Here is a 23,384-nt window from a genome sequence, read left to right as displayed (position 1 = left end):
AAGCTCCGCGACAGGCGTGCCCGCCTCGTGCTCCTTCAGAATGCCGATGATCTGTTCGTCTGTAAAACGGTTGCGCTTCATTCTCTGGTCCTCTCAATGGGCCAGAGCTTACTTCAAAATGGATTATCTCAACGGGGCAAGGTCATAGAAAACCAAAATAATGCCGAATATCAATCCCTCCCTATAGGATGGTCTCAACAAATTTGGAGGCGGATGCTGACCAACCTGTGCCATGGGCCAGAGCCGTACAACTGTGGACATGGTTGAAACCCGTTGTATGGGACGTTCGAGAATCAATCCCGGACGATATGATATCCAAGTTGCCAGCCACTCCATCCGTGTTGCGGCAGCGGATCGGCCTTCGCAAGAAGCAAGGACCGGGGAGATTGGCGGGCTGGGGGAGCAGGACCGCTCCGACCATTCTTGATGGATTAAAATCTTCTCGTTCATTCGTTGAGTTTGCAATATTGTAGTATTGCCTCGGGTCCGTTTCGAGCCAAATATGCGCCTGGTTGGTCATTCACGGAACGGGCATCGCCTTCTCGTGCATGGCCGAACCATTTCATTCATGGAGATGCGTGATGCATTATTCTGCTGCGGCGGACCGTTATCAGAAAGATATGATCTATCGCCGTACCGGTCGGAGCGGCATTGATTTGCCAGCGGTTTCGCTCGGTCTCTGGCACAATTTCGGTGGTCGTGATGTTTATGAAAACGGTCGCGCGATCCTGCGCCGGGCGTTCGATCTGGGGGTGACCCATTTTGATCTCGCGAACAATTACGGGCCGCCGCCCGGATCTGCGGAAGAAAACTTCGGCCGCATCATGGCGGGCGATTTCCGGCCCTATCGCGACGAGATGATCATCTCTTCAAAAGCCGGTTGGGATATGTGGCCGGGCCCTTATGGAGGCATTGGCGGCAGCCGCAAGTATCTGGTCGCCAGCCTCGACCAGTCGCTCAGGCGGATGGGCCTAGACTATGTGGACGTCTTCTATTCCCACCGTGTGGACGCCACGACGCCTCTCGAAGAAACGATGGGAGCGCTCGCGCATCTGCACCGACAGGGCAAGGCGCTCTATGTCGGCATTTCTAGTTATTCGCCGGAGTTGACCGGGAAGGCGGCGGCTATCCTGCAGGAAGAGCGTGTTCCGCTTTTCATCCACCAGCCAAATTACAACATGTTCAATCGCTGGATCGAGAACGGGCTTCTCGATACGCTCGATGGGTTAGGCACTGGCTGTATCGTCTTTTCTCCGCTGGCTCAGGGTTTGCTGACATCACGCTATCTGAACGGAATTCCTGAAGGGGCGCGAGCGAATCAGGGCGGTTCGCTGAAGGCCAGCGCGGAGAACGCAGAACTGCTTGGTCGCATCCGTGCGCTGAACGCCATTGCAGAACGTCGCGGGCAGACATTGGCGCAGATGGCCATTGCCTGGACGCTTCGTGACCCGCGCGTCACGTCTTCCCTGATCGGCGCGAGTTCCGTGGCACAGCTCGAGAACTCCTTGGGTGCTCTGAAAGGGCTGGAATTCAGCGCCGAGGAACTGGCTGAAATAGACAGGTATGCGCACGACGGCGGAACCGACTGGTGGAAGAGCTCAACCTCGCTTTGATGGATAAGCTTAAAGCGGTTTTGCGCAGGATAATGCGTAAGAGAACGAGATAGAGTAAATAAAGGCCGTACGCGTTTGTGTGCGGCCTTTTGCATGGAACAGGAGCGAACGCAATTCACACGCAAAAATGAAGTTGCCTATCGGGCAACTGTTTCGCGAGATGTTGCTGCAATCAGGTGGGTATCTGAAGACCTAACCATAAACACGAAAGGCCGCCTGTCGGCAGCCCTCGTAAAAGCTGATCTGAAGAGAAACTGGAGCGGGCGAAGGGATTCGAACCCTCGACCCCAACCTTGGCAAGGTTGTGCTCTACCCCTGAGCTACACCCGCTCGCGCCAGTCGTTCCGGAACCGTTCGTTTCCGTCAGGCAGGCGCTATATGGACCAACGCTTCGGAGATTGCAACAGGGAATTTAGCTTCTTTTGCAAGATATTTGCCGATGCTCTCCAAAGCTGTGGATGAAATCAGCGTCCCAGGCGTGTCACGCTGATCAGTGAGGCGAACAGCGCAAATCCGGATGCGAAGAAGAGAATATAGGGCGTTCCTTCCACGCCCCATTGCGCCAGCAGGAAAGCAACGAACGCCGCTCCCAGCGACTGGCCGAGAAGGCGCGCCGTACCCAGCATGCCGCTTGCAGCTCCGCTGCGCGAGCGAGGTGTGGAGGTGATCATCATGCGGTTGTTCGGCGCCTGAAACAGACCGAAACCGATGCCGCAGATCGCCATACGCCAGCAGATATCCGGTATTGTCGGATGTGCGGGCAGCATGCCCACGAGGGCGAGGCCTACGGCAAAGGTGATGAGGCCGCCCAGCCCCAGAATCGCTGGCGAGTGCCTGTCGGAAAGCTTGCCGGAAAGCGGGGCGACGAGTGCAAGCGCAATGGGCCATGGCATCATCAGGAAGCCGACCTCGATCGGCTTGAAACCAAAAACGAGTTGAAACAGGAAGGGGAGCGAGATGAACGCCATCATCTGCGCCAGGAACGACATGATAGAGGTGCAGATGGAGAGCGTGAAGACCGGGATGCGCAGGAGATCAAGAGGCAACAGCGGATCAGCCATGCGCAGCGAACGGCGGGTCAGGAGGATGCCCGCAATCAGGCAGCACAGCGCCTGGATGAGCACGACGGAGGAGCCGACCTCGTTTCCCGCGCTGTCGATGGTGGTTACCAGCAGGCCGATGGTGAGTGCTGTCAACACCGCGCTGACGGTGTCGAACCGACGTGTGGATCGTTCGTTCTCGGGCAGGCTTGTGAGCCCCATCAGGACGGCGGCGACACCGAGCGGAATGTTGATTACGAAGAGCCACGGCCAGCTCAGCGATGACAGCATGATGCCGGCAAGCGTCGGACCGATGGTCGACGAAACGGCGACGAAGAGCGCATTGAGACCGATGGCCGTGCCGAATTTCGCCTGCGGAACCGTATAGCGCAAAAGGGCGGTGTTGACGCTCATAAGGCCCGCTGCACCCAGCCCCTGTATGATGCGGGCGAAAGTGAGCGCCTCCAGCGAGCGTGAGAAAACGCAGGCCACGGAAGCGACGGTGAACAACGCCACGCCGCCAAGATAGACGCGCCGATAGCCATAGATTTCGCCAAGTGCCGCAAGCGGAAGCAGTGTGACCACAATCGCGAGCTGGTAGCCGTTGACGATCCAGATCGAGGCTGCGGGACCAGCCGAAAAATCGGCGGCAATCGTCGGGAGAGCGACGTTTGCGATGGTGCCGTCGATGACGGCGAGCGTCAGGCCCACCATCAGGGTTGCCCATGCCCAATAGATTCTCGGCTTGGGCAAACCGTCCGGAGCGGCGGACGTGCCCTTAATGATAGCGGTTTCGTGCTTCATATTATTACCAGTATTCGCAACCGGAACGGTTCTGACGGTTCCGCGTCAGCCAGAACCGCTCAGGTGCCGCAAACAAAAACAGGTTTCCTGCAACCTTAGCCCGATCGGGAAGGTCAGCAAGCTCTCTAGCCGATAATTGCTCGGCAAAAACTGGTTTTGAGCCGTAAACCGGCCAAGTAACGCTATTGTGTGCCGCTTCCCGCCTGAACCGGCAGTTTCATCACATGCGCGTATTTGTGCGGATTGAAGCTCAGATAGAGCGGGCAGATGCTTGCGACCAGAACGAGGTGCATGATCCAGCCGGAAGCAAACGAGCCGGTCAGCCCGTGCAGGAAAGCGGTCGCGACGGGGCCGAGGGCCGCGATCAGGAAGCCGCCGCCCTGCATCATTGCAGCCAGCGCGCCTGCTTCTTCCGGTCTTGGCAAGTGGTCGAGCGATGTAATCATGGCAAGGGCGAAACTGCCGCCAAGACCTGCGCCGCAGATGGCGGACCAGAAAAAGGGCGAAAGCTGCGGTGCAAAAGCAAGACCTGCGAAGCCAACTGCCTGCATGGCCAATGTCAGCAGCAGCCAGGGGCGGCGGTCGGTGCTGTGGCGGGCGAGCAGGGGCAGCCCGAAAGCGGCGAGCGCCTGTGCGATAGCCATTGCCGCGACGAGATTGCCGGTGGTGGAAGCAGCAAGACCCAGCGACTGATAATAGGGAGCAAGCCACGCAACCATGGATGAATAACCCGCGTTGACGAGACCGAAAGCAGCCATCAGCACCCAGGTGCGGTGGCGCTGCAGCAGGTGCCCGGTTATTCCGGACTTTTTGCCTGACGATGACGTCTCGCGGAGAATGGGAAGTGCAGTCAGCAAGGCCAACACTGCGGGGATTGCAAGGATAGCAAGGGCGAAGCGCCAATTATGCTGGTTGCCCGCAAGCCATGGTGTCAGCCGTGCGCCGAGAGCGCCGCCGCCCATGATCATAGCTGAATAAAGCCCCGTCACGGTGGCGACGCTCGACGGGAAATTGGCCTTGATCAGGCCCGGCATCAGGGCCTGGATCATTGCAACACCTGCGCCGCACAGTACGGCGGTCAGCACCAGCGAAATGCCATCCGGCACAAAACCACGCAGGAGAGAGCCGGTTGCCAGAACGGCAAGGGCTGCGAACATGCTGCGGCGCGTACCGAAGCGGGACTGGATGCGCGGGGCGGCGAAAGCGCCAAGTCCCATCAACATCATTGGCAGAAAGGTGAGCAGCGACAGCGCACCGAAACCCATTCCGGTGTCGGCTGCAATGTCCGAAAGAACAGGCCCCGGCGCGGTCAGGAACGGACGCAGGTTGAGGCCGATCAGGACGACGAGCGCGATGAGGGCGACACTTTCGGCGTTCTTGCTGCTGGTCGCTGGATGGGTGGTCTGCATGTCTCAGGCGCCGGACTTGTTCGTGTTTTTCCAGGTTTGGTAAAGTTGAGGATCGTTTTCCGGTGGAGAATGCTCAAAACTGATGCCGGTCTGTGCACTCAGAGGCTTGGCGAGTTCTGCGGCAATTTTCGCGGTTGAAAGGCCGAAAGGCTCGGCCTGCTCATTGGAATAGGCGAAGCGGATTTTTTCGACACCTGCCATGCGCATTGCCGCAAAGCACATGGGGCAGGGCTGGCCGCTGGCATAGACTTCACAGCCATCGAGACGCGGCGATTGCAGCGCCTTGCCGGCTGCGCGCAATGCCAGCAACTCGGCATGGGCGGTCGGGTCGCAATCGGCCTGCATGCGATTGACACCTGTGGCGATGACCTTGCCGCCCTTGACGACCACCGCACCGAAAGGGCGTCCGCCTTGTTCAACATTGTCGAATGCGAGCTTGATGGCCTGATCGAGAAATGTGCTGTCGCTGCTCATTTCGCACCCGCCTTTTCCAGCAGTGCCACCATCGGCGCATAGCCGCGGCTGCGGGCGTGCTGAAGCGGCGTCACGCCGTCATTGTCGGCAAGGTTCACGTCTGCACCCGCATCGATGAGAAGCCTCACGATATCGACATGGCGCTCACCGCCATCGCCGAGCATGATGGCTTCAAGGAGCGCCGTCCAGCCAAGATTGTTGACGTGATCGACCTTCACGCCAGCCTCGATCAGCGTGCGCACCGTTTCGACATGGCCGCGTTCGGAAGCCGGGATCAGCGCCGTTCCGCCATAGCGGTTGGTGCTTTTGAGGTCCGCTCCATGCGCGAGCGTCATCTTGAGGATTTCGAGATGTCCGCGCGCGCCCGCATATAAATAGGGACTATCCTTGATGGCATCCTTGGCATTGACGTCGGCACCCGCATCGATGAGGGTACCCGCGACCTCGATATGGTTGCCGTGAGTAGCCGCTAGAAGCGCTGTCTCACCATTCTTGCCTCGCGCTTCGAGATCTGCTCCGGCCTTGATGGCTGCTTTGACAGCAGCCAGATCGCCACTTGCCGCGGCTTGAAGAAGAGAGGTTTCGGCTTGGGCATGCGCTGCGGCGTGATGTCCGGGCAATGTCGCTTCGGTCATAATTATCGTCCCTGCAATCAAGGCCAAGGCACTCAAGCTGAATATCGTTTGACGCATCGGCTGGTTCTCCTGCTTGTTGCGTTCATACAAGCAGGGGAGCATATTCGGAAATTAAATGTTGAACTGGCATTCAGTGGATTTATGAATACTGCTTTCAGTCTCGATCTTTTGCGGGCCTTCGTGGCCGTTGTCGACAGCCGCAGTTTTACAGCTGCGGCCTTGCAATTGCACTCGACCCAATCCACGGTGAGCCAGAAGATCATACGGCTGGAGGAAGCCGCTGGTCAGGCGCTTCTGGAGCGTGCCCGGCATGATGTGCGCCCGACCGATGCGGGCGAAAAGTTGCTGGGTTATGCGCGCCGCATCCTGCACCTGCATGATGAGGCGGCAGCGGCGATAACCGGCACGGCGCTCGCTGCCGTGTTTCGCCTCGGCCTGCCGGAAGATTTCGCCTCACGGCTCGTTACGCCTGCGCTGGCGCGTTTCATGCGCACGCATCCCAATACGAAACTCGAGGTGACGAGCGGTCTCAGCCGCGACTTGCAGAAAGGGTTCGACACCGGCGAGTTCGATCTTGTCATGGTGAAACAGAAGCGCGGCGAAACGGTGGGGACCATGCACTGGCCGGAACCGCTATCCTGGCTCGATAGCGCCGATTTTCCCGTGTCGCACGCCGATCCGTTGCCACTCGTCGTGTTCCCGCCGAACGGGCTTTATCGCAGCGATATGATGGAGGCGCTCGACCGGGTTGGCAGGCGCTGGCATGTGGTTTTCACCAGCTCCAGCCTGGCCAGTATCCAGAGCGCGGTCGCCGAAGGGTTGGGGGTCAGCCTGCTGCCAACGCGCGTGGCGCTGCCCGGTCATTGTCTGGTGCCCGCCGCTGCAGGATTGCCATCCGTTGAACCGATGGAAATCGTCATCCGGCATATGGATAACGGCCCCGACCAGATTCGTCAGCTTGCCGATATGCTGGCCGAAATCGTCGGCGAGTGAAGGCCTTGCCATGCGCAGGCATTTCTGACGATGCAAATATACTCCCGACAGTTTGTATCGTTTTGCGCGGCCGTCACGAAATTTCCGGTCTTTCAATCTCCCTTTGATTTCTGAAAAGCACATTCGTTTTCAGATTGACTGATTTTGTATCCAGGATATTGTGTCCAGAAAAGTTGGGAGGCTTTTCTATTGGCGGCTTTTGAATGGCGCAGTCAGACCCGTTTGCTGGACGAAGTGGCTGAAGCACTTCGTGAACGGATTTATGCGGGTGATTATGCGCCAGGCGCCATATTGCGGCAGGAACATATCGCGGCTGAATTCGGCATCAGCCGCACACCACTGCGCGAGGCTCTGCGTGTTTTGGAGCGCGACGGGCTGGTCATCCACCTGCCGGGCAGGGGCGTTCGTGTCGCTTCCGCCGATCTCACCCGCCTGATCGATGCCTATGCAGTGCGCGAGGTGCTGGACGGTGTAGCCGCGCGTTTTGCTGCCGAACGGGCGACGGATGAGGATATTGCAAAGCTGCGCGCGCATGTTGCGGGGCAGGGTGCGGTTGTCGATCCGTGGGACCCGAAAGCCTATACGCAATCCAATGTCGATTTTCATATGGCGGTGATGGACGCGGCGGGCAACGCTTCTCTGATCGCCTTCGTGCCGCTTCTGCGCATGACATCGCAGGTTTTCGCGCCGTCCTTTTCGCTGTCGGTGGACCGGGCGCGAAATGCAATCCGCGAACATGGAGCCATTGTCGAGGCCATCGCGGTGCGTGATGGCGAGGAGGCCGAGCGGCTGGCGCGGGCGCATATCCGCGCAACCACGGCAAGGTTGGAGGCGGAAATGCCTCTTCGGGAGAACGAAAATGAAGCATGAGAACAAGACGGGAGGAGCCGGCTTGCTCCGTTATGGCAACTTTATCGCGGGTGAATGGCAGGATGCCGTTGGTGGCGAGCACATCACACTCAAAAACCCATCCGATGGCAGTGATCTGGCGCTGATTGCGCGCGGCGCCAAGGCCGATGTCGACCTGGCGGTGGCTGCGGCCCGCAGCGCGCTTTCCGGCGATTGGGGCAAGCTGACGGCGACCGAGCGCGGTCGCGTGTTGCATCGTATTTCGGAAGAGGTGTTGAAGAACATCGACCTCCTGACCGAGCTGGAATCGAAGGATGTCGGCAAGCCGGTCACTCAGGCGCGCGCCGATGTGGTGGCGCTGGCGCGTTATCTCGAATTTTACGGCGCATCCGCCGACAAGGTGCATGGCGATACGCTGCCTTATCAGAACGGCTTTACGGTTCTGTCGATCTATGAACCGCATGGGGTCACGGGGCATATCATTCCGTGGAACTATCCGATGCAGATTCTGGGCCGCAGCCTGGGTGCGGCGCTGGCCATGGGCAATGCCGCCGTGGTGAAACCTGCCGAAGAAGCCTGCCTGACCATTCTGGAATTTGCCAGGATTGCCGAAAAGTCCGGCCTGCCGAAAGGCGCGCTGAACGTGGTAACCGGGCTTGGCGCGGAAGCGGGCGCAGCGCTCTCCGAACATCCTGACGTCAATCACATCTCGTTCACAGGATCGGTGCGTACCGGCGAGGCGGTGCAGGCTGCGGCGGCGAAGAACACCGTGCCGGTGACGCTGGAACTTGGCGGAAAATCGCCGCAGATTGTTTTCGCCGATGCCGATCTCGACCGCGCCTTGCCGTTTCTGGTCAATGCGGGCATCCAGAATGCCGGTCAGACCTGCTCGGCCTCGTCGCGCATTCTGGTCGAGCGCAGCATTTATGAAGAAGTTGTCGCCCGCATGAGCGAGCGTTACCGCGCATTGAAGGTTGGTCCGGCCAGCGCCGACCTGTCTGTCGGTCCGGTGGTGTCGCAACGCCAGAAGGCGATTGTCGAGAACTATCTCGATCTGGCGAAGGAAAGCGGGCTGGCTATTGCTGCGCAAGGCGAGTTGGTCGCTGACGCGCCGGAAGGCGGGGCCTATGTCCTGCCGACGCTGATCCGCGACGTGCCTGTCGACCATCGTCTGGCACAGGAGGAAATTTTTGGTCCGGTGCAGGTCATCCTGCCTTTCGACACGGAAGAAGAAGCTATCGCGATTGCCAATGGTACGCATTATGGCCTCGTCTGCGGCATCTGGACCAATGATGGCGGTCGTCAGTTCCGCCTGGCGCGTGCCATCCATTCCGGTCAGGTGTTCATCAACAATTACGGGGCCGGCGGCGGCATCGAATTGCCGTTCGGCGGCGTGAAGAAATCCGGCCATGGCCGCGAAAAGGGTTTCGAGGCGCTCTACGGGTTTGCCTCGCTGAAGACCATCTCGGTCTGGCACGGTTAAGAATAGCATTTGGGAGAATTGCAGTGTCGCTTGAAGGTAAGGTCGCGCTCATCACGGGAGCAGGTTCGGGGTTTGGCGAAGGCATGGCAAAGCGCTTCGCTGACGGCGGCGCAAAGGTCGTCATCGTTGACCGCGACGAGGCCGGCGCTGAGCGCGTTGCGGGTGAAATTGGCGATGCGGCGCTGGCCGTGGCTGCCGATATCTCCAAGGAAAGTGATGTCGATGCAGCGGTGGAAGCTGCCCTGTCGAAGTTCGGGAAGGTCGATATTCTGATCAACAATGCCGGCATCGGCCACAAGCCGCAAAATGCCGAACTGGTGGAGCCGGAAGAATTCGACCGCATTCTCGGCGTCAATGTGCGCGGCGTTTATCTGATGACGCGCAAGCTCATTCCGCATTTCAAGGGCAATGGAGAGGGTGTAATCCTCAACGTCGCCTCGACCGGCGCTGGTCGCCCGCGTCCGAACCTTGCCTGGTACAATGCCACCAAGGGCTGGGTGGTTTCGGTTACCAAAGCGCTCGCTATCGAGCTTGCTCCGGCGAAGATTCGTGTCGTGGCGTTGAACCCGGTGGCCGGTGAAACGCCGCTTCTCACCACGTTCATGGGTGAAGACACCGAGGAAATCCGCAAAAAATTCCGCGATTCCATTCCGATGGGCCGCCTGTTGAAACCTGACGATCTGGCTGAAGCTGCGGCTTTCCTTTGTTCGCCTGCTGCCTCTATGATTACCGGGGTTGCGCTCGACGTGGATGGCGGGCGCTCGATTTAACAAAGAGGCAAGGGGAGCCAGAGAGGAACAATGGGTAAACTGCTGAAAGCCGGGCTGATAACAGCCGCGATGCTGGCATCGATCAACGGTGCATTTGCAAAAGACACGCTGGTGGTCGGCGAAGTGCTGGAGCCGCCGGGCCTCGATCCGACGGCGAATGCTGCCGCTGGCATTCGGCAGGTTACCTATGCGAACCTCTATGAAGGTCTGGTGCGGATTGTCGAAGACGGCACGGTGAAGCCGCTTCTGGCTGAAAGCTGGACCGTCTCCGACGACAAGAAGACCTATACGTTCAAGTTGCGGCAGGGCGTGAAGTTTCATGACGGCACGCCGTTCGACTGCTCGGTGGTGAAATTCTCCTATGATCGAGCCGTGGCTCCGGATTCCACCAATGCGCAGAAGGGGCTGTTCGAGCCGATTGCGAGCACGGAATGTCCCGATCCTGCAACCGCCGTTGTCACGCTGAAGCGTCCGACCTCGAATTTCCTGTTCAATATGGGTTGGGGCGACGCTGTCATGGTCGCGCCCAATTCGGCTGCCGACAACAAGACCAAGCCGGTTGGCACGGGCCCTTTCAAATTCAAACGCTGGGTGCAGGGCGACCGTGTCGAGCTGGAGCGCAACGCGGATTACTGGGGCGAACCTGCAAAGCTTTCCGCCGTCACGTTCCGCTTTGTGAGCGACCCGTCGGCTGCGGCCGCCGCCATCCTTGCCGGGGACATCGACGTGTTCCCGATGTTCCAGGCGCCGGAACTGATCAGCCGCTTCAAAAGCGACGACAAGCTGCAGGTTGAAGTGGGCGATACGGCAGGCAAGGTTCTGCTGTCGCTCAACAATGCCAAGGCTCCGTTCGACAATATTAAGGTGCGTCAGGCGCTGGCGCATGCCATCGACAGCAAGGCGCTGATTGAAGGCGTTTATTCCGGTTTCGGCACGCCAATCGGCTCGCATTATGCGCCGGTCGATCCGGGTTATGTCGACCTGTCGGAAACCTATCCCTATGACCCGGCAAAGGCGAAGCAGTTGCTGGAGGAAGCTGGCGTTCCGGCTGGCACGTCGATCACCATCACGCTTCCGCCTCCGGCCTATGCGCGTCGCGGCGGCGAAATCATTGCAGCAATGCTGGCCGAGGTCGGCATTCAGGCCAATCTGGTGCCGATCGAGTTTGCGCAGTGGCTGGATCAGGTGTTCAAGCGCTCGGATTTCGACGCGACGATCATCGCCCATACTGAAGCGCGTGATCTCGATATCTATGCCCGCGACAAGTACTACTTCAACTATAACAACCCGGAATATAAGGCGCTATACAAGGCCTATGCCGAGGCTGGCAGCGATGAGGAGCAGCTCGAACTCGTGAAGAAGCTGCAGGAAAAGCTTGCTGCCGACGAGCCGAACATCTTCCTCTATGCGCTGCCGAAAATCGGCGTCTGGAACAGACAAGTCAAGGGCTTGTGGAAGAATATGCCGATCCCGGCAGACGATGTGACCCAGGCTTACTGGGCCGAATAAGAACCTCCGCCCCGGCGCTTTGGCAAAGGGGCGGCGAGCAACAAGAATGGCCGTGCGCTCCATAAAGATAAGGGCCGGGTGCGCGGTGGATTGGAATGTGGAAAGCGGATAACCGCCTTTCCGAGGAGGTCGCTTTGCTGTCTTACATATCCGGGCGGTTGGTCTCGCTCCTGCTTACGACGCTTGCGGCTTCCGTCATCGTCTTTCTGCTGATGCAAGTGCTGCCGGGCGATCCGGCGGCGGTGATCCTGGGCATCAATGCGCAGCCGGAAACGCTCGCGGCACTTCACAAGCAGCTCGGCCTCGATCAGCCGCTATGGTGGCGCTATCTCACGTGGATTGGCGGCTTTCTGAAAGGCGATTTCGGCACGAGCTATACCTATTCCGTGCCGATCAGCGAACTGCTTGGACCACGCATCATGGTCACGCTGCCGCTGGCGCTTCTGTCGATGATCCTGTCGGTCGCCGTCGCCATTCCGGTCGGTGTCTATGCCGCTTCCAAGCGCGGCAAGACCGGTGACGTGCTCTCCATGGGCGTGGCGCAGGTCGGCGTCGCCATTCCGAATTTCTGGCTCGGCCTGCTTTTGATCCTGCTTTTTGCCTTGCAGCTTGGCTGGTTTCCGGCCTCGGGCTTTGCTGGCTGGGAAGGCGGTTTCTGGAACGGCATCCGCTCGCTGTTCCTGCCCGCTTTGGCGCTGGCGCTGCCGCTAGCCGCCATTCTGGCGCGTGTCACCCGTTCGGCGGTCATCGAAACGCTGGGCGAGGATTTCGTGCGCACCGCCCGCGCCAAGGGCCTGACGCGCAAGGCCGCACTCTGGCGTCACGCGGTGCCGAATGCGCTGATCCCGGTCGTCACCATCATCGGCCTGCAATTCTCCTTTCTGCTGGCGGGAACCATCATCATCGAAAACGTCTTCAATCTGCCCGGTCTTGGACGGCTGGTGTTTCAGGCCATCGCGCAGCGCGATCTCGTCACCGTGCAGTCGCTGGTGACGCTGCTCGCCGCGTCCGTGATCGCGGTCAATTTCATTGTCGATCTTGTCTATGGCTTCATCGATCCGCGCCTTTCGACGGGAGGCAGCCGATGAGTGAAACGCAGGCTTTCCCGAAACCGGGTGTGTTCAAAACGGTGCTGTTGAGCCGCAGCCTGACCATCGGCTCACTTATCACGATCATTCTGATCGCGATGGCCGTCATCTCCTTTTTCTGGACGCCCTATTCGCCGACGGCCATGGATTTCCGCGACAAATTACAGGGGCCGAGCTTCCGCCATCTGTTCGGCACGGATAATTTCGGTCGCGACGTGTTTTCAATGATCATGGTTGGCGCACGCAACTCCATTGCCGTGTCCATCATCGCCGTGCTTGTCGGCGCCGGGATCGGTATTCCACTCGGGTCGCTTGCGGCGGCGCGCGGCGGGCTGATCGATGGTTTCGTCATGCGCATGACCGATCTCGCCTTCGCGTTTCCGGCGCTTCTTACCGCCGTCATCATCACTGCCATTTTCGGCCCCGGTGCCGTTAACGCCATGATTGCCATCGGCATTTTCAATATTCCGGTCTTTGCGCGCGTCACTCGTGGCGCGTCACTGGGCTTGTGGAAGCGCGAGTATGTGCAGGCGGCGCGTTGTGCCGGGCGCGGCGACGTGTCGATCACGCTTTTGCATGTGCTGCCCAATATCAACCATGTGCTGATCGTGCAGGCGACGATCCAGTTCGCGCTCGCCATCGTTGCCGAAGCGGGCCTTTCCTATGTTGGGCTTGGCACGCAACCACCGATGCCAAGCTGGGGCAAGATGCTCAACGACGCACAGACCTTCATCTATGACGCGCCATGGCTCGCCATTTTCCCCGGCCTTGCCATCACGCTCGCCGTGCTTGGTCTCAACATGCTGGGCGACGGATTGCGCGACGTGCTTGATCCGCGGGTCAGGAGGCAGAGATGACGACACCCCTCCTTGAAATGGACAATATGTCAGTCGAATTGCCGATCGGTCTCAAGGTCGCTGACATCGTGTCCGACATTACCCTGACGCTGAACCGTGGCGAGCGCCTCGGTGTGGTGGGCGAGTCCGGCAGCGGCAAGTCGATCACCGCCCTTGCCGCCATGGGCTTGCTGCCCGACCGGATGCGGGTGCGCGGTAGCTTGCGTTTCGACGGTGAAGATCTGGCGAACAAGCCGGAAGCGGAGCTGTGCAAGATGCGCGGACGGCGCATGGCGATGATCTTTCAGGAGCCGATGACGGCGCTCAATCCGGTCAAGTCCATCGGCGCGCAGATCGCCGAAGGCCGCCGCCTGCATTTAAGCGAAAGCCGCGCCGATGCGGAGCGCAAGGCGCGCGAGCTGTTGGATCGCGTCGGGCTGCCAGCGCCGCGCTTCAATCTCGATCTTTATCCGCACCAGCTGTCGGGCGGGCAACGCCAGCGCGTGATGATCGCCATGGCGATTGCCTGCGAACCCGACCTGCTGATCGCCGACGAGCCGACAACTGCACTCGACGTCACCGTTCAGGCGCAAATTCTCGACCTGATGGACGAGCTGATCGACGAGACTGGCACGGCCCTGATGCTGATTACCCATGATCTCGGCGTCGTGTCGGAAATGACCGACCGCATCGCTGTCATGTATGCAGGCCGAATCGTCGAGACCGGGCGCACGGAAGCAGTGTTTAACCGCATGGCGCATCCTTATGCACGCGGACTGTTCCAGGCTTCTCCCCATGGCGCTGCGCTGGTGCGCAGCCATGGCACGGGACGCCAGCGGCTCGCCGCTATCCCCGGCGTGGTGCCGGACCCGCTGGCGCGCCCGCCTTATTGCACCTTTGCCGATCGCTGCGCATTCGTGCAGGGCGATTGCCGGCGGATCATTCCGCCGCTTGATCTGATCGGAGAAAGCGAAGGCGTCGTGCACCGCGCCGCCTGTATTCATCCGCGCGACGGTGAGGTGCTTGCATGAGCAAAATGATCTTGCAGGTGCGTGACGTTGTGCGTGAATACCAGTTGCCGCGTCCGTCATTTTTTTCAAAGCCAAGCGCATTGCGCGTGCTGCATGGGGTTAATGTCGAGATCGAAGCCGGGCAAAGCCTCGGCATTGTCGGCGAAAGCGGCTCAGGCAAATCCACGCTGGCCCGCGCCGTGATGGGGTTGGAGCGTCCGCAATCGGGACAGATACTCATCAACGGGCAGGATATCTACGCGCTGGATCGCGCCGGTTTGCGCGAGGCGCGCAAGGGCTTTCAGGCGATCTTTCAGGACCCCTACGGCTCGCTTGATCCACGCCATACGGTGAAGCGCATCATTTCCGAGCCGATTGTCTCGCTGGAAAGCGGCACGAGCGCTAAAGACCGTGACGACCGCGTGGCGGAAGTGCTGGAGGCGGTTGGCCTGCCGAAAGCATCTGCGGAAAAATACCCGCATGAGTTTTCCGGCGGACAACGCCAACGCATTGCCATTGCGCGCGCCCTGATCACCAAACCGGCGCTGATTGTCGCCGATGAGCCGGTCTCCGCGCTTGACGTTTCCATTCAGGCGCAGGTCTTGAACCTGATGATGGATTTGCAGGAAAAGTTCGGCCTTTCCTATCTCTTCATCAGCCACGACCTCGGCGTGGTGCGCGCAATCACCGACCGCGTCGCCGTGATCTATCGCGGCAATATTGTCGAGCAGGGGCCGACCAATGCGGTGTTCGACAATCCGCAGCACGACTATACGCGGGCGCTGGTCGATGCCGTGCCGAAGCCGTTTTCCGGTCGCCGCAAGCGAGTGCGACGCCCAAGCTCCACACTGAAGTTGCCTGAGTGATTTGAGGAAATATCCAATGTCGAATCTTGCCGATTTGTCAGCCGTCGAACTCGTGTCCGCCTATCAGGCGAAGTCGCTCTCGCCGGTCGAGGTCACGGAAGCCGTCATCACCCGCATTGAAGCCTATGAGCCGAAGCTGAATGCGCTTTGGGCTTACGATCCGGATGTTGCGCGGGCGGCGGCCAAGGCTTCGGAAGCGCGCTGGGTGAAGGGCGAGCCTGCCGGACCCATCGATGGTGTGCCGTTGACGATCAAGGAAAATATCGCAACCGAAGGAACGCCTGTACCGCTTGGCTGCGCGGCTCTGCCGCTGAACCCTGCCGCCGCTGACGCCCCGCCTGCGGCGCGCACACGCGAGGCTGGCGGCGTGCTTCTCGCCAAGACGACCATGCCTGATCTCGGCATGTTGTCGTCGGGCCTGTCGAGTTTCCACAAGCTGGCGCGCAATCCATGGGACCTCGCCACCAATCCGGGCGGTTCCAGTGCCGGTGCGGGCAGCGCCGGTGCCGCCGGTTACGGTCCCTTGCATATCGGCACCGATATTGGCGGCTCCATCCGCCTGCCTGCCGGCTGGTGCGGTCTCGTCGGTCTGAAACCGTCCTTCGGGCGCATTCCGATTGATCCGCCATTCCTCGGCCGTGTCGCCGGTCCGATGACCCGCACGGTTGCCGACACTGCGCTTTACATGTCGGTGTTGTCGCGACCCGACCGTCGCGATGCGATGAGCCTGCCTTATCAGGACATCGATTGGATGGACCTGAATATCGACGTCAAGGGACTGAAGATCGGCCTGTGGCTCGATGCCGGTTTCGGCGAGCCGACCGGCGATGAAACCCGAGCCGCCGTTGAAGCAGCCGCGAAAGCTTTTGCCGATGCGGGCGCGATCATCGAGCCGGTTGCTCCGTTCCTCAATCGCACCATGATCGATGGTCTCGACCGCTTCTGGCGTGCGCGGTCCTGGGCGGATGTGAAGAAGATGACGCCGGAAAACCGTGCGAAAATCCTGCCTTACATCTATCAGTGGACCGAAACCGCCGAAGGTCTGAACGGCGAGGAGGTCTATTCCGGCTTCGCGCAGATCGATGCGATGCGCCATGCAGCGCTCGCCGCGTCGAAGGATTTCGACTTCATCATTTCGCCAACCGCGCCGATGCCGACCTATCCAGCGGAGTGGGCCTCTCCGATCAATGATCCGCAGCGCCCCTTCGAACATATTGCCTTCACCGTGGCGATGAATATGTCGGAACAGCCTGCGATCTCGATCAATTGCGGTTATACGGCAAAGGGCTTGCCGATCGGCCTGCAGATTTTTGGACAGCGTTTCGACGATTTGGGCGTGCTGCGACTGGCCAAAGCTTATGAGGAGATGCGGCCAGCGCAGAGGCCGTGGCCAGTTATTGCGTGACTGCCAAATCCTGCGCCTCATCCTGAGGAGGCGCGAAGCGCCGTCTCGAAGGCGAGGGGCCATCTCCTATCCTTCGAGACGGTGACCTTCGACCAGCTCAGGTCACCTCCTCAGGATGAGGGAGATGGGCAGGCGCTCGGGATGTTGGGGGCTTTTACTTCTTCGGACGAAGCGGCGCGCGTTCCTTGTAACGGTCCATGGCGGTGAGCTTCTGGATCAGCGGATCGGCGTCGCGCCAGTGGTATATCTCGGTGCGCAGATATTCGAGTTCGGCTTCGAGTTCGTCTTCCCCGATTTCCGTCCACCATGATTTCGGACGTCCATCAGTGCCGTCCGACCAGCGATAGCCACGCGCCTTCAGGTGATCTTTCATTTCGAACGGGCTGTTCTCCGCATAGATACGCATCCGCGCGCGCTGGCTTGCCTTCAACAGTTCGGCAAAGGGCGTGGTTACGCCCGATTGCTCCTTCAGCACCGCGAGCAGGGCCTGGCAATCGTCTTCGGCCCGATGCCCGTTGTGGAAATAGCCGCTCTGACCGATCAGGTAACCAAGCTTGGTGCCTTCAAAGCCGCGTGCGGTCCAGTCGATCTCCTTCACCGAGCACGCCCAAGGCTTGTTGGCGAAAGCGATTGAGAAGCGTTCAAGAAACGGACGGTCGAAGCCCGCATTATGCGCGATGATGATGTCGGCCTCGGCGATGAGCGCGTCCAGCGTCTCGCGTGGGATCGTCTGGCCCTTCACCATGTCGTCGGTAATGCCGGTGATGCGGGTGATGTCGGCGGGTATCGGCTTGGACGGCTGCTGCAGCGCGCCGAACGTGGCGCAGACATCGCCGATAGATCCGTCGTCCGCATAGCGGAAGGCGACCGCACCGATTTCGATGATTTCTTCCTGCGCCGGATTGAGGCCGGTTGTTTCCGTGTCCACGACAACGCCCAGACGCGGGAAGGCGATCTTGTCGGCATTGGGAACGGTCGGCGGCGGGTCGAGGCGCTGCAGGATGCGGTAACGCCCGCTGTCTTTCAGGCGCTTCACCATCTCCGCTTCATCGATGCCGCTCCCCTTGCCGGGCCGGGTACGTACAGGGCGCAGCACTTCCTCTTCCTCCGAGGAAGGAGCAAAAAGGTCGAACTGATGGCGCATGTATCATCTCCGCATGGGGGAACCGGATTTGGCAGAGAATGCCATTTTGCGGTGCTGCAACCAAGGCCGCAATCGTATAAGTAACAGGTAATCATCCCGCCGGGCGCCTGCAAGGCAGGGTGTTTGCGTCGGGAAAGGCATGAGGAGGGGACTTCGTGGCAGACTATGATTACTGCGTCATCGGCGGGGGAGTCGTCGGGCTCGCGACAGCAAAAGCCATGCAGGAAGCCGAGCCGGGCGCAAGGATCATTCTGCTGGAGAAGGAAAGCGATTTCGCCCGTCACCAGACGGGACACAATAGCGGCGTCATCCATGCCGGCATCTATTACCAGCCGGGTTCACTAAAGGCGCAATTGTGCCGGGCAGGCGCCGAAGCGACAAAAGCCTTTTGCAGGCAATATTCCATCCCTTTTGAAACTTGCGGCAAGCTTCTGGTGGCAACCTCTCCGCAGGAGATCGAGCGCATGGAGGCTCTGGCTAGGCGTGCGATCCAGAACGACATCGCTTTCCAGCATGTGGATCAGCAGGCGCTGCGCAAGGTCGAACCTGCGGTCGCGGGGCTGGGGGCGCTCCTCGTGCCTGCGACGGGTATTGTCGATTACGCGAAAGTATCGCGGGCGATGGCGGCGGAAATCGTTGAGCGCGGCGGTATCGTTCGGCTCAATTCGCCGGTGACCGCAATCCGGGAGGATGACAGGGGCGTTACGGTAACGGCGGCGGGCGAAACCGTGCACGCTTCCAAACTTGTCGCCTGTGCCGGATTGCAGTCAGACCGTATCGCGCGTCTTGCCGGGCTGGATATCAGCCACCGCATCGTGCCGTTTCGTGGCGAATTCTACACCTTGCCGCAATCGAAGGCGAATATCGTCAAGCATCTGATCTATCCGATTCCCGATCCCGACCTGCCGTTTCTCGGCATCCATCTGACGCGGACGATCGATGGCGGCGTCACCGTCGGCCCGAATGCGGTTCTGGGATTCTCGCGCGAAGGGTACGACAAGGGCAGTTTTCGCGCTGGCGATGTCGCGGACATGGCTGCATTTCCCGGCTTCTGGAAGATGGCAATGAAGAACTGGCGCTCGGCGCTATCCGAATTCAGCAATTCCGCGTCTCGCGCGCGCTATTTGACGGAATGCCGGAAATATTGCCCGACACTGGAGCTTTCCGATCTCGGTGCGCCGGGGGCCGGAATACGCGCGCAAGCCGTTCTTGATGACGGGACGCTGGTACATGATTTTCTTTTCAGGGAAACGGAGAGAATGCTTCACGTCTGCAACGCGCCGTCACCGGCAGCAACATCTTCCATACCTATCGGACGGATGATTGCCGAAAAGCTTCTGGGGACAAATCTCAAGGTAAAAACTACGTGACGAAAGCTTTTTGCTGAATGATGTTGTTTTTGGTTTAATTTTAGCACTCGCTTATTCTAGCCATAGCTCCTTCAAGATTTGGTGTTCACCAATATTGCAAGCTATTAACTTGACTTTGATCCCGCTTTGTAATTGCACATAATGTTCAATCTGAATTTGCGTTTATTGTCGTCTTGTTTTCAACCGATTTAGGGTCCCTTCGTGAAGTTTGTGCCGCCGCTTATAGTATTGCTGTTTGCTGCGACAATGTCAGGCGTGTGGACGCTCGACAGGAAGCGCGCGCATTTATTGCTTTTCGGCCAGAGTTTTGCCTGCTTCGCCTTTGGGCTTCTGGTTCCCATATCGCTGATCTCGAACAGCCTTGCCCTGACTTCACCGATAACCACGGCTCTCCATTTTCTGGGTGGCTGGCTGTTTTGCGAAGGTGTGATGAGGCGCATGGGCAGGCGTTATTCGCGTATTGCGTCGGGTTTGATCGGGCTTGGTTTTCTGGTTGCCGTGATCTATTTCATCGCAAACGATGCGGGTTATTCGCGGATTGCGCCGGCGGTGCAGCTGTCCCTGGGCAGCTTGATGACAGTCCTTTGCATTCAGACGCGCGACCTTGCCTACCGGCGCTCGATCGATCGCGTGCTGTTCGGTACTTTGCTGCTGCTCACGGTACATTTCTATGTGCAGGCTGGAATGGCGCTGGGCCTTTCCGACGCGATTACACGGCCGTCCGAACTGATAGATTCGCGCTATTGGCAAGGGGTCCTGGTATGGGGTTCCTTTGCCGGTGTGCTTGCCGGTCTTGTCGTTTTGGCGGTAACGGCCAGCGACGTGGTAGAGGAATTGCAGGCAGAACGCGACACCGATCCGCTGACCGGCGTTTACAATCGTCGCGGCCTGGAGCGCCAGATACGCCTGCGTCGGGCGGAAGTCCCGCGCGGTGACCATGGGATCATCATTGCCGACATCGACCACTTCAAATCGATCAATGATGCGCTGGGCCACGCAACCGGTGACCGGGTGCTGGTCGAGTTTGCGCATATCCTGCAAACCACCGCAGCCGGGACAACGATTGTCGGGCGTATTGGCGGTGAAGAGTTTGTTCTGCTGGTCCGGGGGGATGCCGAAACGTGCGAGAGATTGGGCAACAGGCTATGCGGGCTCGTGGCCCGACATAAATTTCTCATGTTGCCCTCAGGCCGCCAGCTGACATGCAGCTTCGGTATCGCCATGATGCGTGGCGGCGAAACACTGTGGGAAACTGTAGCAAGGGCCGATCTTGCCCTGATGCGGGTCAAACATCGTGGCCGCAACCGTGTTGCGGTGGAGGGGCTGGAGTTTCCGAGCGCCAAACAGGGCGCACACCTTCTGACGGCCTGAATCCAATCCCGCGAACCGGATTTCTTTCTCCCGTAAAGGATTTGGTTACCATAATTGGCCATGCTGGAGATGACCTTCCAGTCACCGCCTTGCCATGTCTTGTTCGTCTTTTTGCCGGACTGACATGCAAGGCGGTGCCGTGAAAGTGTTTTCCATTCGGGTTTGTATCATGGCGTGTGTAACAGAAGTGTATGGCTACGCGGCTCCGCGCAGCAATGGCATCAGGCTTCCATTCGGTCTCACAGGACTTACGCGCGTTGCGGTGTTCGCCGCGACGGGCCTTGTGGCCGGAAGCTGGATGATGACCGCGCTTGGTACGCTGGAGACGGTTGTGCCGGCCTTCGCACCTGTTGCTCCGCTCATGCGTCGTGTTTCACTGACCGCCCCACAGGCACTTGCCGTCGTTGATCACAAGCTCGCGCCGTCGCGGCGGATCAGGCAAGGCTTCATCGAAGCCTATACCGCCGATACTGCCTATTCCAACCTCGACTGGCGCCGGAGCAAAGACACGAGCGATGCGCCGATCATCGCCGACATTGGTCCTGATTCCGTAATCGAGGACAAGCCTGTCGATACGGCATCTCTCATCGAATTGCGCGCTGATCGCGTCCGCCGAGAGGAGCCTGCGGTAGCGAGCGCCGGGCCGGAACAATCTGCGGGGACTGCCGGTACGACTGTGGTTGCCTATGCGCCAATGTCCACAGCGTCGGACGCGACGGCGAGCTTCAGCAAGATCGAGCCGCTTTCGCAAGCCGAAGAAATGGATGCGGCTGAAAAGCAGGCGCACCTCCCTTCCGGCACTGCCGTCCCTGTTCCACAGCTCGCTCCGGACCAGAAAACGAATATGGCCGCAGAAGGTGATGCCCCCGTGGACACATTCCTGCCTGATGACGTGCCGCTGCCGGGCGCCAAGCCCTCGCTGCGCCGTTCCCGCATGCATGAGAAGACCGAGCTCGCCTATGCGCCGGAAAGCGGCGCAACCGAGGAGCCGCGCCCCGGCCTGTTCAGCCCGCTTCTCAATCAGGCTTCGCGCAGCAAGGTTGCCATCTACGATATTTCCGCAGCCACTGTTTATCTGCCGAGCGGCGAGCGTCTGGAGGCGCATTCCGGCCTCGGTCCGATGCGCGACAATCCGCATTATGTGAACCAGAAAAACCGCGGGCCCACGCCGCCGCATACTTACGACCTGCGCATGCGCGAGGCGCTGTTCCATGGCGTCGAGGCGATCCGCCTTACGCCTGTCGATGGCAACAACCGCTATAATCGCGATGGCCTTCTGGCGCATACTTTCATGCTGGGACGCCGCGGCGATTCCAACGGCTGCGTCGTCTTCAAGGACTATCCGCGCTTCCTGCGCGCCTTCAAGCGCGGGGAGTTCAACAAGCTGGTCGTCGTGACCAGGATGCAGTCCTCAAAGCCTGCCAGGATCGCATCGCTTTTCTGATAAATGGCCCGTCATTGGACGATCTTTCGAATTTCGGGGGCACACAAAGAAATGTGATCCCCGGTTTGTTGCGGGCGGGGCGAATTTGATAGATATCTTTCATCGAAACCGATGGGAGATTTTCATGAAACTTTATTACAAGGCTGGTGCCTGTTCGCTCGCACCTCACATCATCCTGAGCGAAGCAGGCCTGCCTTATGAGCTGGAAGTCGTGGACATCAAGGCCAAGAAGACGGCCGAGGGCGAAGACTATTTCGCGATCAATCCGCGTGGCGCGGTTCCGGCGCTGGAAGTAAAGCCCGGCACTGTCATCACGCAGAACGCGGCAATTCTCCAATATATCGGCGACCATTCCGACGTTGCGGCGTTCAAGCCTGCCTATGGCACGATCGAACGAGCACGCCTGCAGGAAGCGCTGGGGTTCTGCTCGGATCTGCATGCGGCTTTCAGCGGCCTGTTCGCTTCCACCCTCACGGAAGAAGCGAAGGCGGGCGTCATTGCCAATATCAATCGTCGTCTGGGGCAGTTCGAAGCCATGCTGTCGGACAAGAACGCCTACTGGCTTGGCGATGATTTCGCGCAGCCGGATGCCTATGCGTCTGTCATTATCGGCTGGGGTGTCGGCCTTAAGCTCGATCTGAGCGCCTACCCAAAGGCGCTGAAACTGCGCGAACGCGTGCTCGCCCGCCCGAAGGTGCAGAAAGCGCTCAGGGAAGAGGGTTTGAAGTGAAACCAAAGCCGGAGCCCAAACCTCCGGCTTTTTCGTGCTTCGGTTGTGGATGCGGCATTAACCCATCGTCAAGGAGATAACTCGTCTCTGCTAGGGAAAATTATATGGCGGAGAGAGAGGGATTCGAACCCTCGATACGGTTTCCCGTATACACGCGTTCCAGGCGTGCGCCTTCAACCACTCGGCCACCTCTCCGTCTGCCTTGCTGTCGGGAAACCGTAACTCACGGTGAAACTGACTGCAAACATGGCACCGCTTTTCAAAACAGGCGCTGGTCAGGCGCCAACTAGCGGGTGCGGCGCGAATATAGCCAGAAAATGCATATGTTCAACAGCTATTTGAAAGTTTTTGCGCCTAAATCGCCGGGCCTGTGCAAAGAGTGATATGGATAATATAAGCCGCTGAAATTACTCGATTTTATTTTAATCGTATAATTGTGTTCCAACCCTGCTTTGAGCCTGAGGGGTTCTGTGTGCTATGCTTTAGCAACATCAAAAAGACAAATCATCGGTAGGCCGGGCTCAAAACCGATGCCGATATC

Annotated in this window: 21 protein-coding genes and 2 tRNA genes; 15 read left to right on the top strand and 8 right to left on the bottom strand. The window is 59.3% G+C overall.

Annotated elements, in window-relative coordinates; all coding sequences use genetic code 11:
- A partial coding sequence (locus J9800_RS22190) for a transposase (RefSeq protein ID WP_353618732.1) occupies positions 1 to 81 on the bottom strand: 81 nt, incomplete at its 3' end.
- A 500-nt stretch (positions 82 to 581) separates the two neighbouring features.
- Here J9800_RS22190 and mgrA point away from each other — a divergent pair.
- Positions 582 to 1,613 carry an L-glyceraldehyde 3-phosphate reductase gene (gene mgrA / locus J9800_RS10665; protein WP_114216135.1) on the top strand — a complete coding sequence of 344 codons (1,032 nt, stop codon included), beginning with the start codon at positions 582 to 584 and terminating at the stop codon, positions 1,611 to 1,613.
- Between the two features lie 255 nt (positions 1,614 to 1,868).
- Here mgrA and J9800_RS10660 read toward each other — a convergent pair.
- From J9800_RS10660 to J9800_RS10640, 5 genes are all read right to left on the bottom strand, one after another.
- Positions 1,869 to 1,943, bottom strand: a tRNA-Gly gene (locus J9800_RS10660).
- Positions 1,944 to 2,077: 134 nt separating this feature from the next.
- Complete coding sequence (locus J9800_RS10655; RefSeq protein ID WP_114216136.1) at positions 2,078 to 3,457, bottom strand: MFS transporter; 1,380 nt, start codon at positions 3,455 to 3,457, stop codon at positions 2,078 to 2,080.
- A gap of 182 nt (positions 3,458 to 3,639) precedes the next feature.
- On the bottom strand, positions 3,640 to 4,866 hold the full coding sequence (locus J9800_RS10650; RefSeq protein WP_114216137.1) for a cyanate transporter: 1,227 nt from the start codon (positions 4,864 to 4,866) through the stop codon (positions 3,640 to 3,642).
- A gap of 3 nt (positions 4,867 to 4,869) precedes the next feature.
- Positions 4,870 to 5,340, bottom strand: coding sequence for a nucleoside deaminase (locus J9800_RS10645; protein WP_114216138.1), 471 nt, complete (start codon positions 5,338 to 5,340; stop codon positions 4,870 to 4,872).
- Positions 5,337 to 5,975 carry an ankyrin repeat domain-containing protein gene (locus J9800_RS10640; protein WP_286167571.1) on the bottom strand — a complete coding sequence of 213 codons (639 nt, stop codon included), beginning with the start codon at positions 5,973 to 5,975 and terminating at the stop codon, positions 5,337 to 5,339. Before J9800_RS10640 ends, J9800_RS10645 begins: the two co-directional genes overlap by 4 nt.
- A gap of 141 nt (positions 5,976 to 6,116) precedes the next feature.
- Here J9800_RS10640 and J9800_RS10635 point away from each other — a divergent pair, with 141 nt between their 5' ends.
- The 10 genes from J9800_RS10635 (at position 6,117) to J9800_RS10590 (ending at position 16,784) form a co-directional block, all read left to right on the top strand.
- Positions 6,117 to 6,968 carry a LysR family transcriptional regulator gene (locus tag J9800_RS10635; RefSeq protein WP_114216140.1) on the top strand — a complete coding sequence of 284 codons (852 nt, stop codon included), beginning with the start codon at positions 6,117 to 6,119 and terminating at the stop codon, positions 6,966 to 6,968.
- Between the two features lie 189 nt (positions 6,969 to 7,157).
- A complete protein-coding gene (locus J9800_RS10630; protein WP_114216141.1) occupies positions 7,158 to 7,838 on the top strand; it encodes a GntR family transcriptional regulator in 681 nt (226 codons plus the stop codon).
- Complete coding sequence (locus J9800_RS10625; RefSeq protein WP_114216142.1) at positions 7,828 to 9,300, top strand: aldehyde dehydrogenase family protein; 1,473 nt, start codon at positions 7,828 to 7,830, stop codon at positions 9,298 to 9,300. The genes J9800_RS10630 and J9800_RS10625 overlap by 11 nt, the downstream gene beginning before the upstream one ends.
- A 23-nt stretch (positions 9,301 to 9,323) precedes the next feature.
- Positions 9,324 to 10,070, top strand: coding sequence for an SDR family oxidoreductase (locus J9800_RS10620; RefSeq protein ID WP_114216143.1), 747 nt, complete (start codon positions 9,324 to 9,326; stop codon positions 10,068 to 10,070).
- 30 nt (positions 10,071 to 10,100) lie between these two features.
- Positions 10,101 to 11,579, top strand: coding sequence for an ABC transporter substrate-binding protein (locus J9800_RS10615; RefSeq protein ID WP_114216144.1), 1,479 nt, complete (start codon positions 10,101 to 10,103; stop codon positions 11,577 to 11,579).
- A 134-nt stretch (positions 11,580 to 11,713) separates the two neighbouring features.
- Positions 11,714 to 12,667, top strand: a complete 954-nt coding sequence (locus J9800_RS10610; RefSeq protein ID WP_114216366.1) for an ABC transporter permease — start codon at positions 11,714 to 11,716, stop codon at positions 12,665 to 12,667.
- Positions 12,664 to 13,524: an ABC transporter permease gene (locus J9800_RS10605; protein WP_114216145.1), complete on the top strand. Its 861-nt coding sequence runs from the start codon at positions 12,664 to 12,666 to the stop codon at positions 13,522 to 13,524. Before J9800_RS10610 ends, J9800_RS10605 begins: the two co-directional genes overlap by 4 nt.
- On the top strand, positions 13,521 to 14,534 hold the full coding sequence (locus J9800_RS10600) for an ABC transporter ATP-binding protein (protein WP_114216146.1): 1,014 nt from the start codon (positions 13,521 to 13,523) through the stop codon (positions 14,532 to 14,534). The genes J9800_RS10605 and J9800_RS10600 overlap by 4 nt, the downstream gene beginning before the upstream one ends.
- Positions 14,531 to 15,379 carry an ATP-binding cassette domain-containing protein gene (locus J9800_RS10595; protein WP_114216147.1) on the top strand — a complete coding sequence of 283 codons (849 nt, stop codon included), beginning with the start codon at positions 14,531 to 14,533 and terminating at the stop codon, positions 15,377 to 15,379. Before J9800_RS10600 ends, J9800_RS10595 begins: the two co-directional genes overlap by 4 nt.
- 16 nt (positions 15,380 to 15,395) lie before the next feature.
- On the top strand, positions 15,396 to 16,784 hold the full coding sequence (locus tag J9800_RS10590; protein ID WP_114216148.1) for an amidase: 1,389 nt from the start codon (positions 15,396 to 15,398) through the stop codon (positions 16,782 to 16,784).
- Positions 16,785 to 16,938: 154 nt separating this feature from the next.
- Here the strand turns inward: J9800_RS10590 and J9800_RS10585 are convergent, their stop codons facing one another.
- Positions 16,939 to 17,928, bottom strand: a complete 990-nt coding sequence (locus J9800_RS10585; protein WP_114216149.1) for a 3'-5' exonuclease — start codon at positions 17,926 to 17,928, stop codon at positions 16,939 to 16,941.
- 155 nt (positions 17,929 to 18,083) lie between these two features.
- On the opposite strand from J9800_RS10585, the gene lhgD reads away from it, so the two are divergent.
- The 4 genes from lhgD (at position 18,084) to gst (ending at position 22,843) form a co-directional block, all read left to right on the top strand.
- A complete protein-coding gene (gene lhgD, locus J9800_RS10580) occupies positions 18,084 to 19,298 on the top strand; it encodes an L-2-hydroxyglutarate dehydrogenase (RefSeq protein WP_114216150.1) in 1,215 nt (404 codons plus the stop codon).
- A 201-nt stretch (positions 19,299 to 19,499) separates the two neighbouring features.
- Positions 19,500 to 20,669, top strand: a complete 1,170-nt coding sequence (locus J9800_RS10575; protein WP_205315949.1) for a GGDEF domain-containing protein — start codon at positions 19,500 to 19,502, stop codon at positions 20,667 to 20,669.
- Between the two features lie 169 nt (positions 20,670 to 20,838).
- Positions 20,839 to 22,113, top strand: a complete 1,275-nt coding sequence (locus tag J9800_RS10570) for a tlde1 domain-containing protein (protein ID WP_286191646.1) — start codon at positions 20,839 to 20,841, stop codon at positions 22,111 to 22,113.
- A 124-nt stretch (positions 22,114 to 22,237) separates the two neighbouring features.
- Complete coding sequence (gst, locus tag J9800_RS10565) at positions 22,238 to 22,843, top strand: glutathione transferase (protein WP_114216151.1); 606 nt, start codon at positions 22,238 to 22,240, stop codon at positions 22,841 to 22,843.
- Positions 22,844 to 22,948: 105 nt separating this feature from the next.
- On the opposite strand, the gene J9800_RS10560 is transcribed toward gst, so the two are convergent.
- Positions 22,949 to 23,038: transfer RNA gene (locus tag J9800_RS10560), tRNA-Ser, on the bottom strand.
- Positions 23,039 to 23,384: the final 346 nt, after the last annotated feature.

This window comes from Ochrobactrum sp. AP1BH01-1, from assembly GCF_018066705.1.
Classification (GTDB): Bacteria; Pseudomonadota; Alphaproteobacteria; order Rhizobiales; family Rhizobiaceae; genus Brucella.
This window is presented reverse-complemented; position numbering and strand designations above follow the sequence as displayed.

Bases quoted from the DNA above. Each gene is read 5' to 3' on its own strand.
- J9800_RS10600 (WP_114216146.1), top strand. From the start codon at position 13,521: ATGACGACACCCCTCCTTGAAATGGACAATATGTCAGTCGAATTGCCG.
- J9800_RS10570 (WP_286191646.1), top strand. From the start codon at position 20,839: ATGGCGTGTGTAACAGAAGTGTATGGCTACGCGGCTCCGCGCAGCAAT.
- J9800_RS10635 (WP_114216140.1), top strand. From the start codon at position 6,117: ATGAATACTGCTTTCAGTCTCGATCTTTTGCGGGCCTTCGTGGCCGTT.
- J9800_RS10645 (WP_114216138.1), bottom strand. From the start codon at position 5,340: ATGAGCAGCGACAGCACATTTCTCGATCAGGCCATCAAGCTCGCATTC.
- J9800_RS10590 (WP_114216148.1), top strand. From the start codon at position 15,396: ATGTCGAATCTTGCCGATTTGTCAGCCGTCGAACTCGTGTCCGCCTAT.
- J9800_RS10650 (WP_114216137.1), bottom strand. From the start codon at position 4,866: ATGCAGACCACCCATCCAGCGACCAGCAGCAAGAACGCCGAAAGTGTC.
- gst (WP_114216151.1), top strand. From the start codon at position 22,238: ATGAAACTTTATTACAAGGCTGGTGCCTGTTCGCTCGCACCTCACATC.
- J9800_RS10625 (WP_114216142.1), top strand. From the start codon at position 7,828: ATGAAGCATGAGAACAAGACGGGAGGAGCCGGCTTGCTCCGTTATGGC.
- J9800_RS10585 (WP_114216149.1), bottom strand. From the start codon at position 17,928: ATGCGCCATCAGTTCGACCTTTTTGCTCCTTCCTCGGAGGAAGAGGAA.
- mgrA (WP_114216135.1), top strand. From the start codon at position 582: ATGCATTATTCTGCTGCGGCGGACCGTTATCAGAAAGATATGATCTAT.
- J9800_RS10595 (WP_114216147.1), top strand. From the start codon at position 14,531: ATGAGCAAAATGATCTTGCAGGTGCGTGACGTTGTGCGTGAATACCAG.
- J9800_RS10615 (WP_114216144.1), top strand. From the start codon at position 10,101: ATGGGTAAACTGCTGAAAGCCGGGCTGATAACAGCCGCGATGCTGGCA.
- J9800_RS10640 (WP_286167571.1), bottom strand. From the start codon at position 5,975: ATGACCGAAGCGACATTGCCCGGACATCACGCCGCAGCGCATGCCCAA.
- J9800_RS10655 (WP_114216136.1), bottom strand. From the start codon at position 3,457: ATGAAGCACGAAACCGCTATCATTAAGGGCACGTCCGCCGCTCCGGAC.
- J9800_RS10605 (WP_114216145.1), top strand. From the start codon at position 12,664: ATGAGTGAAACGCAGGCTTTCCCGAAACCGGGTGTGTTCAAAACGGTG.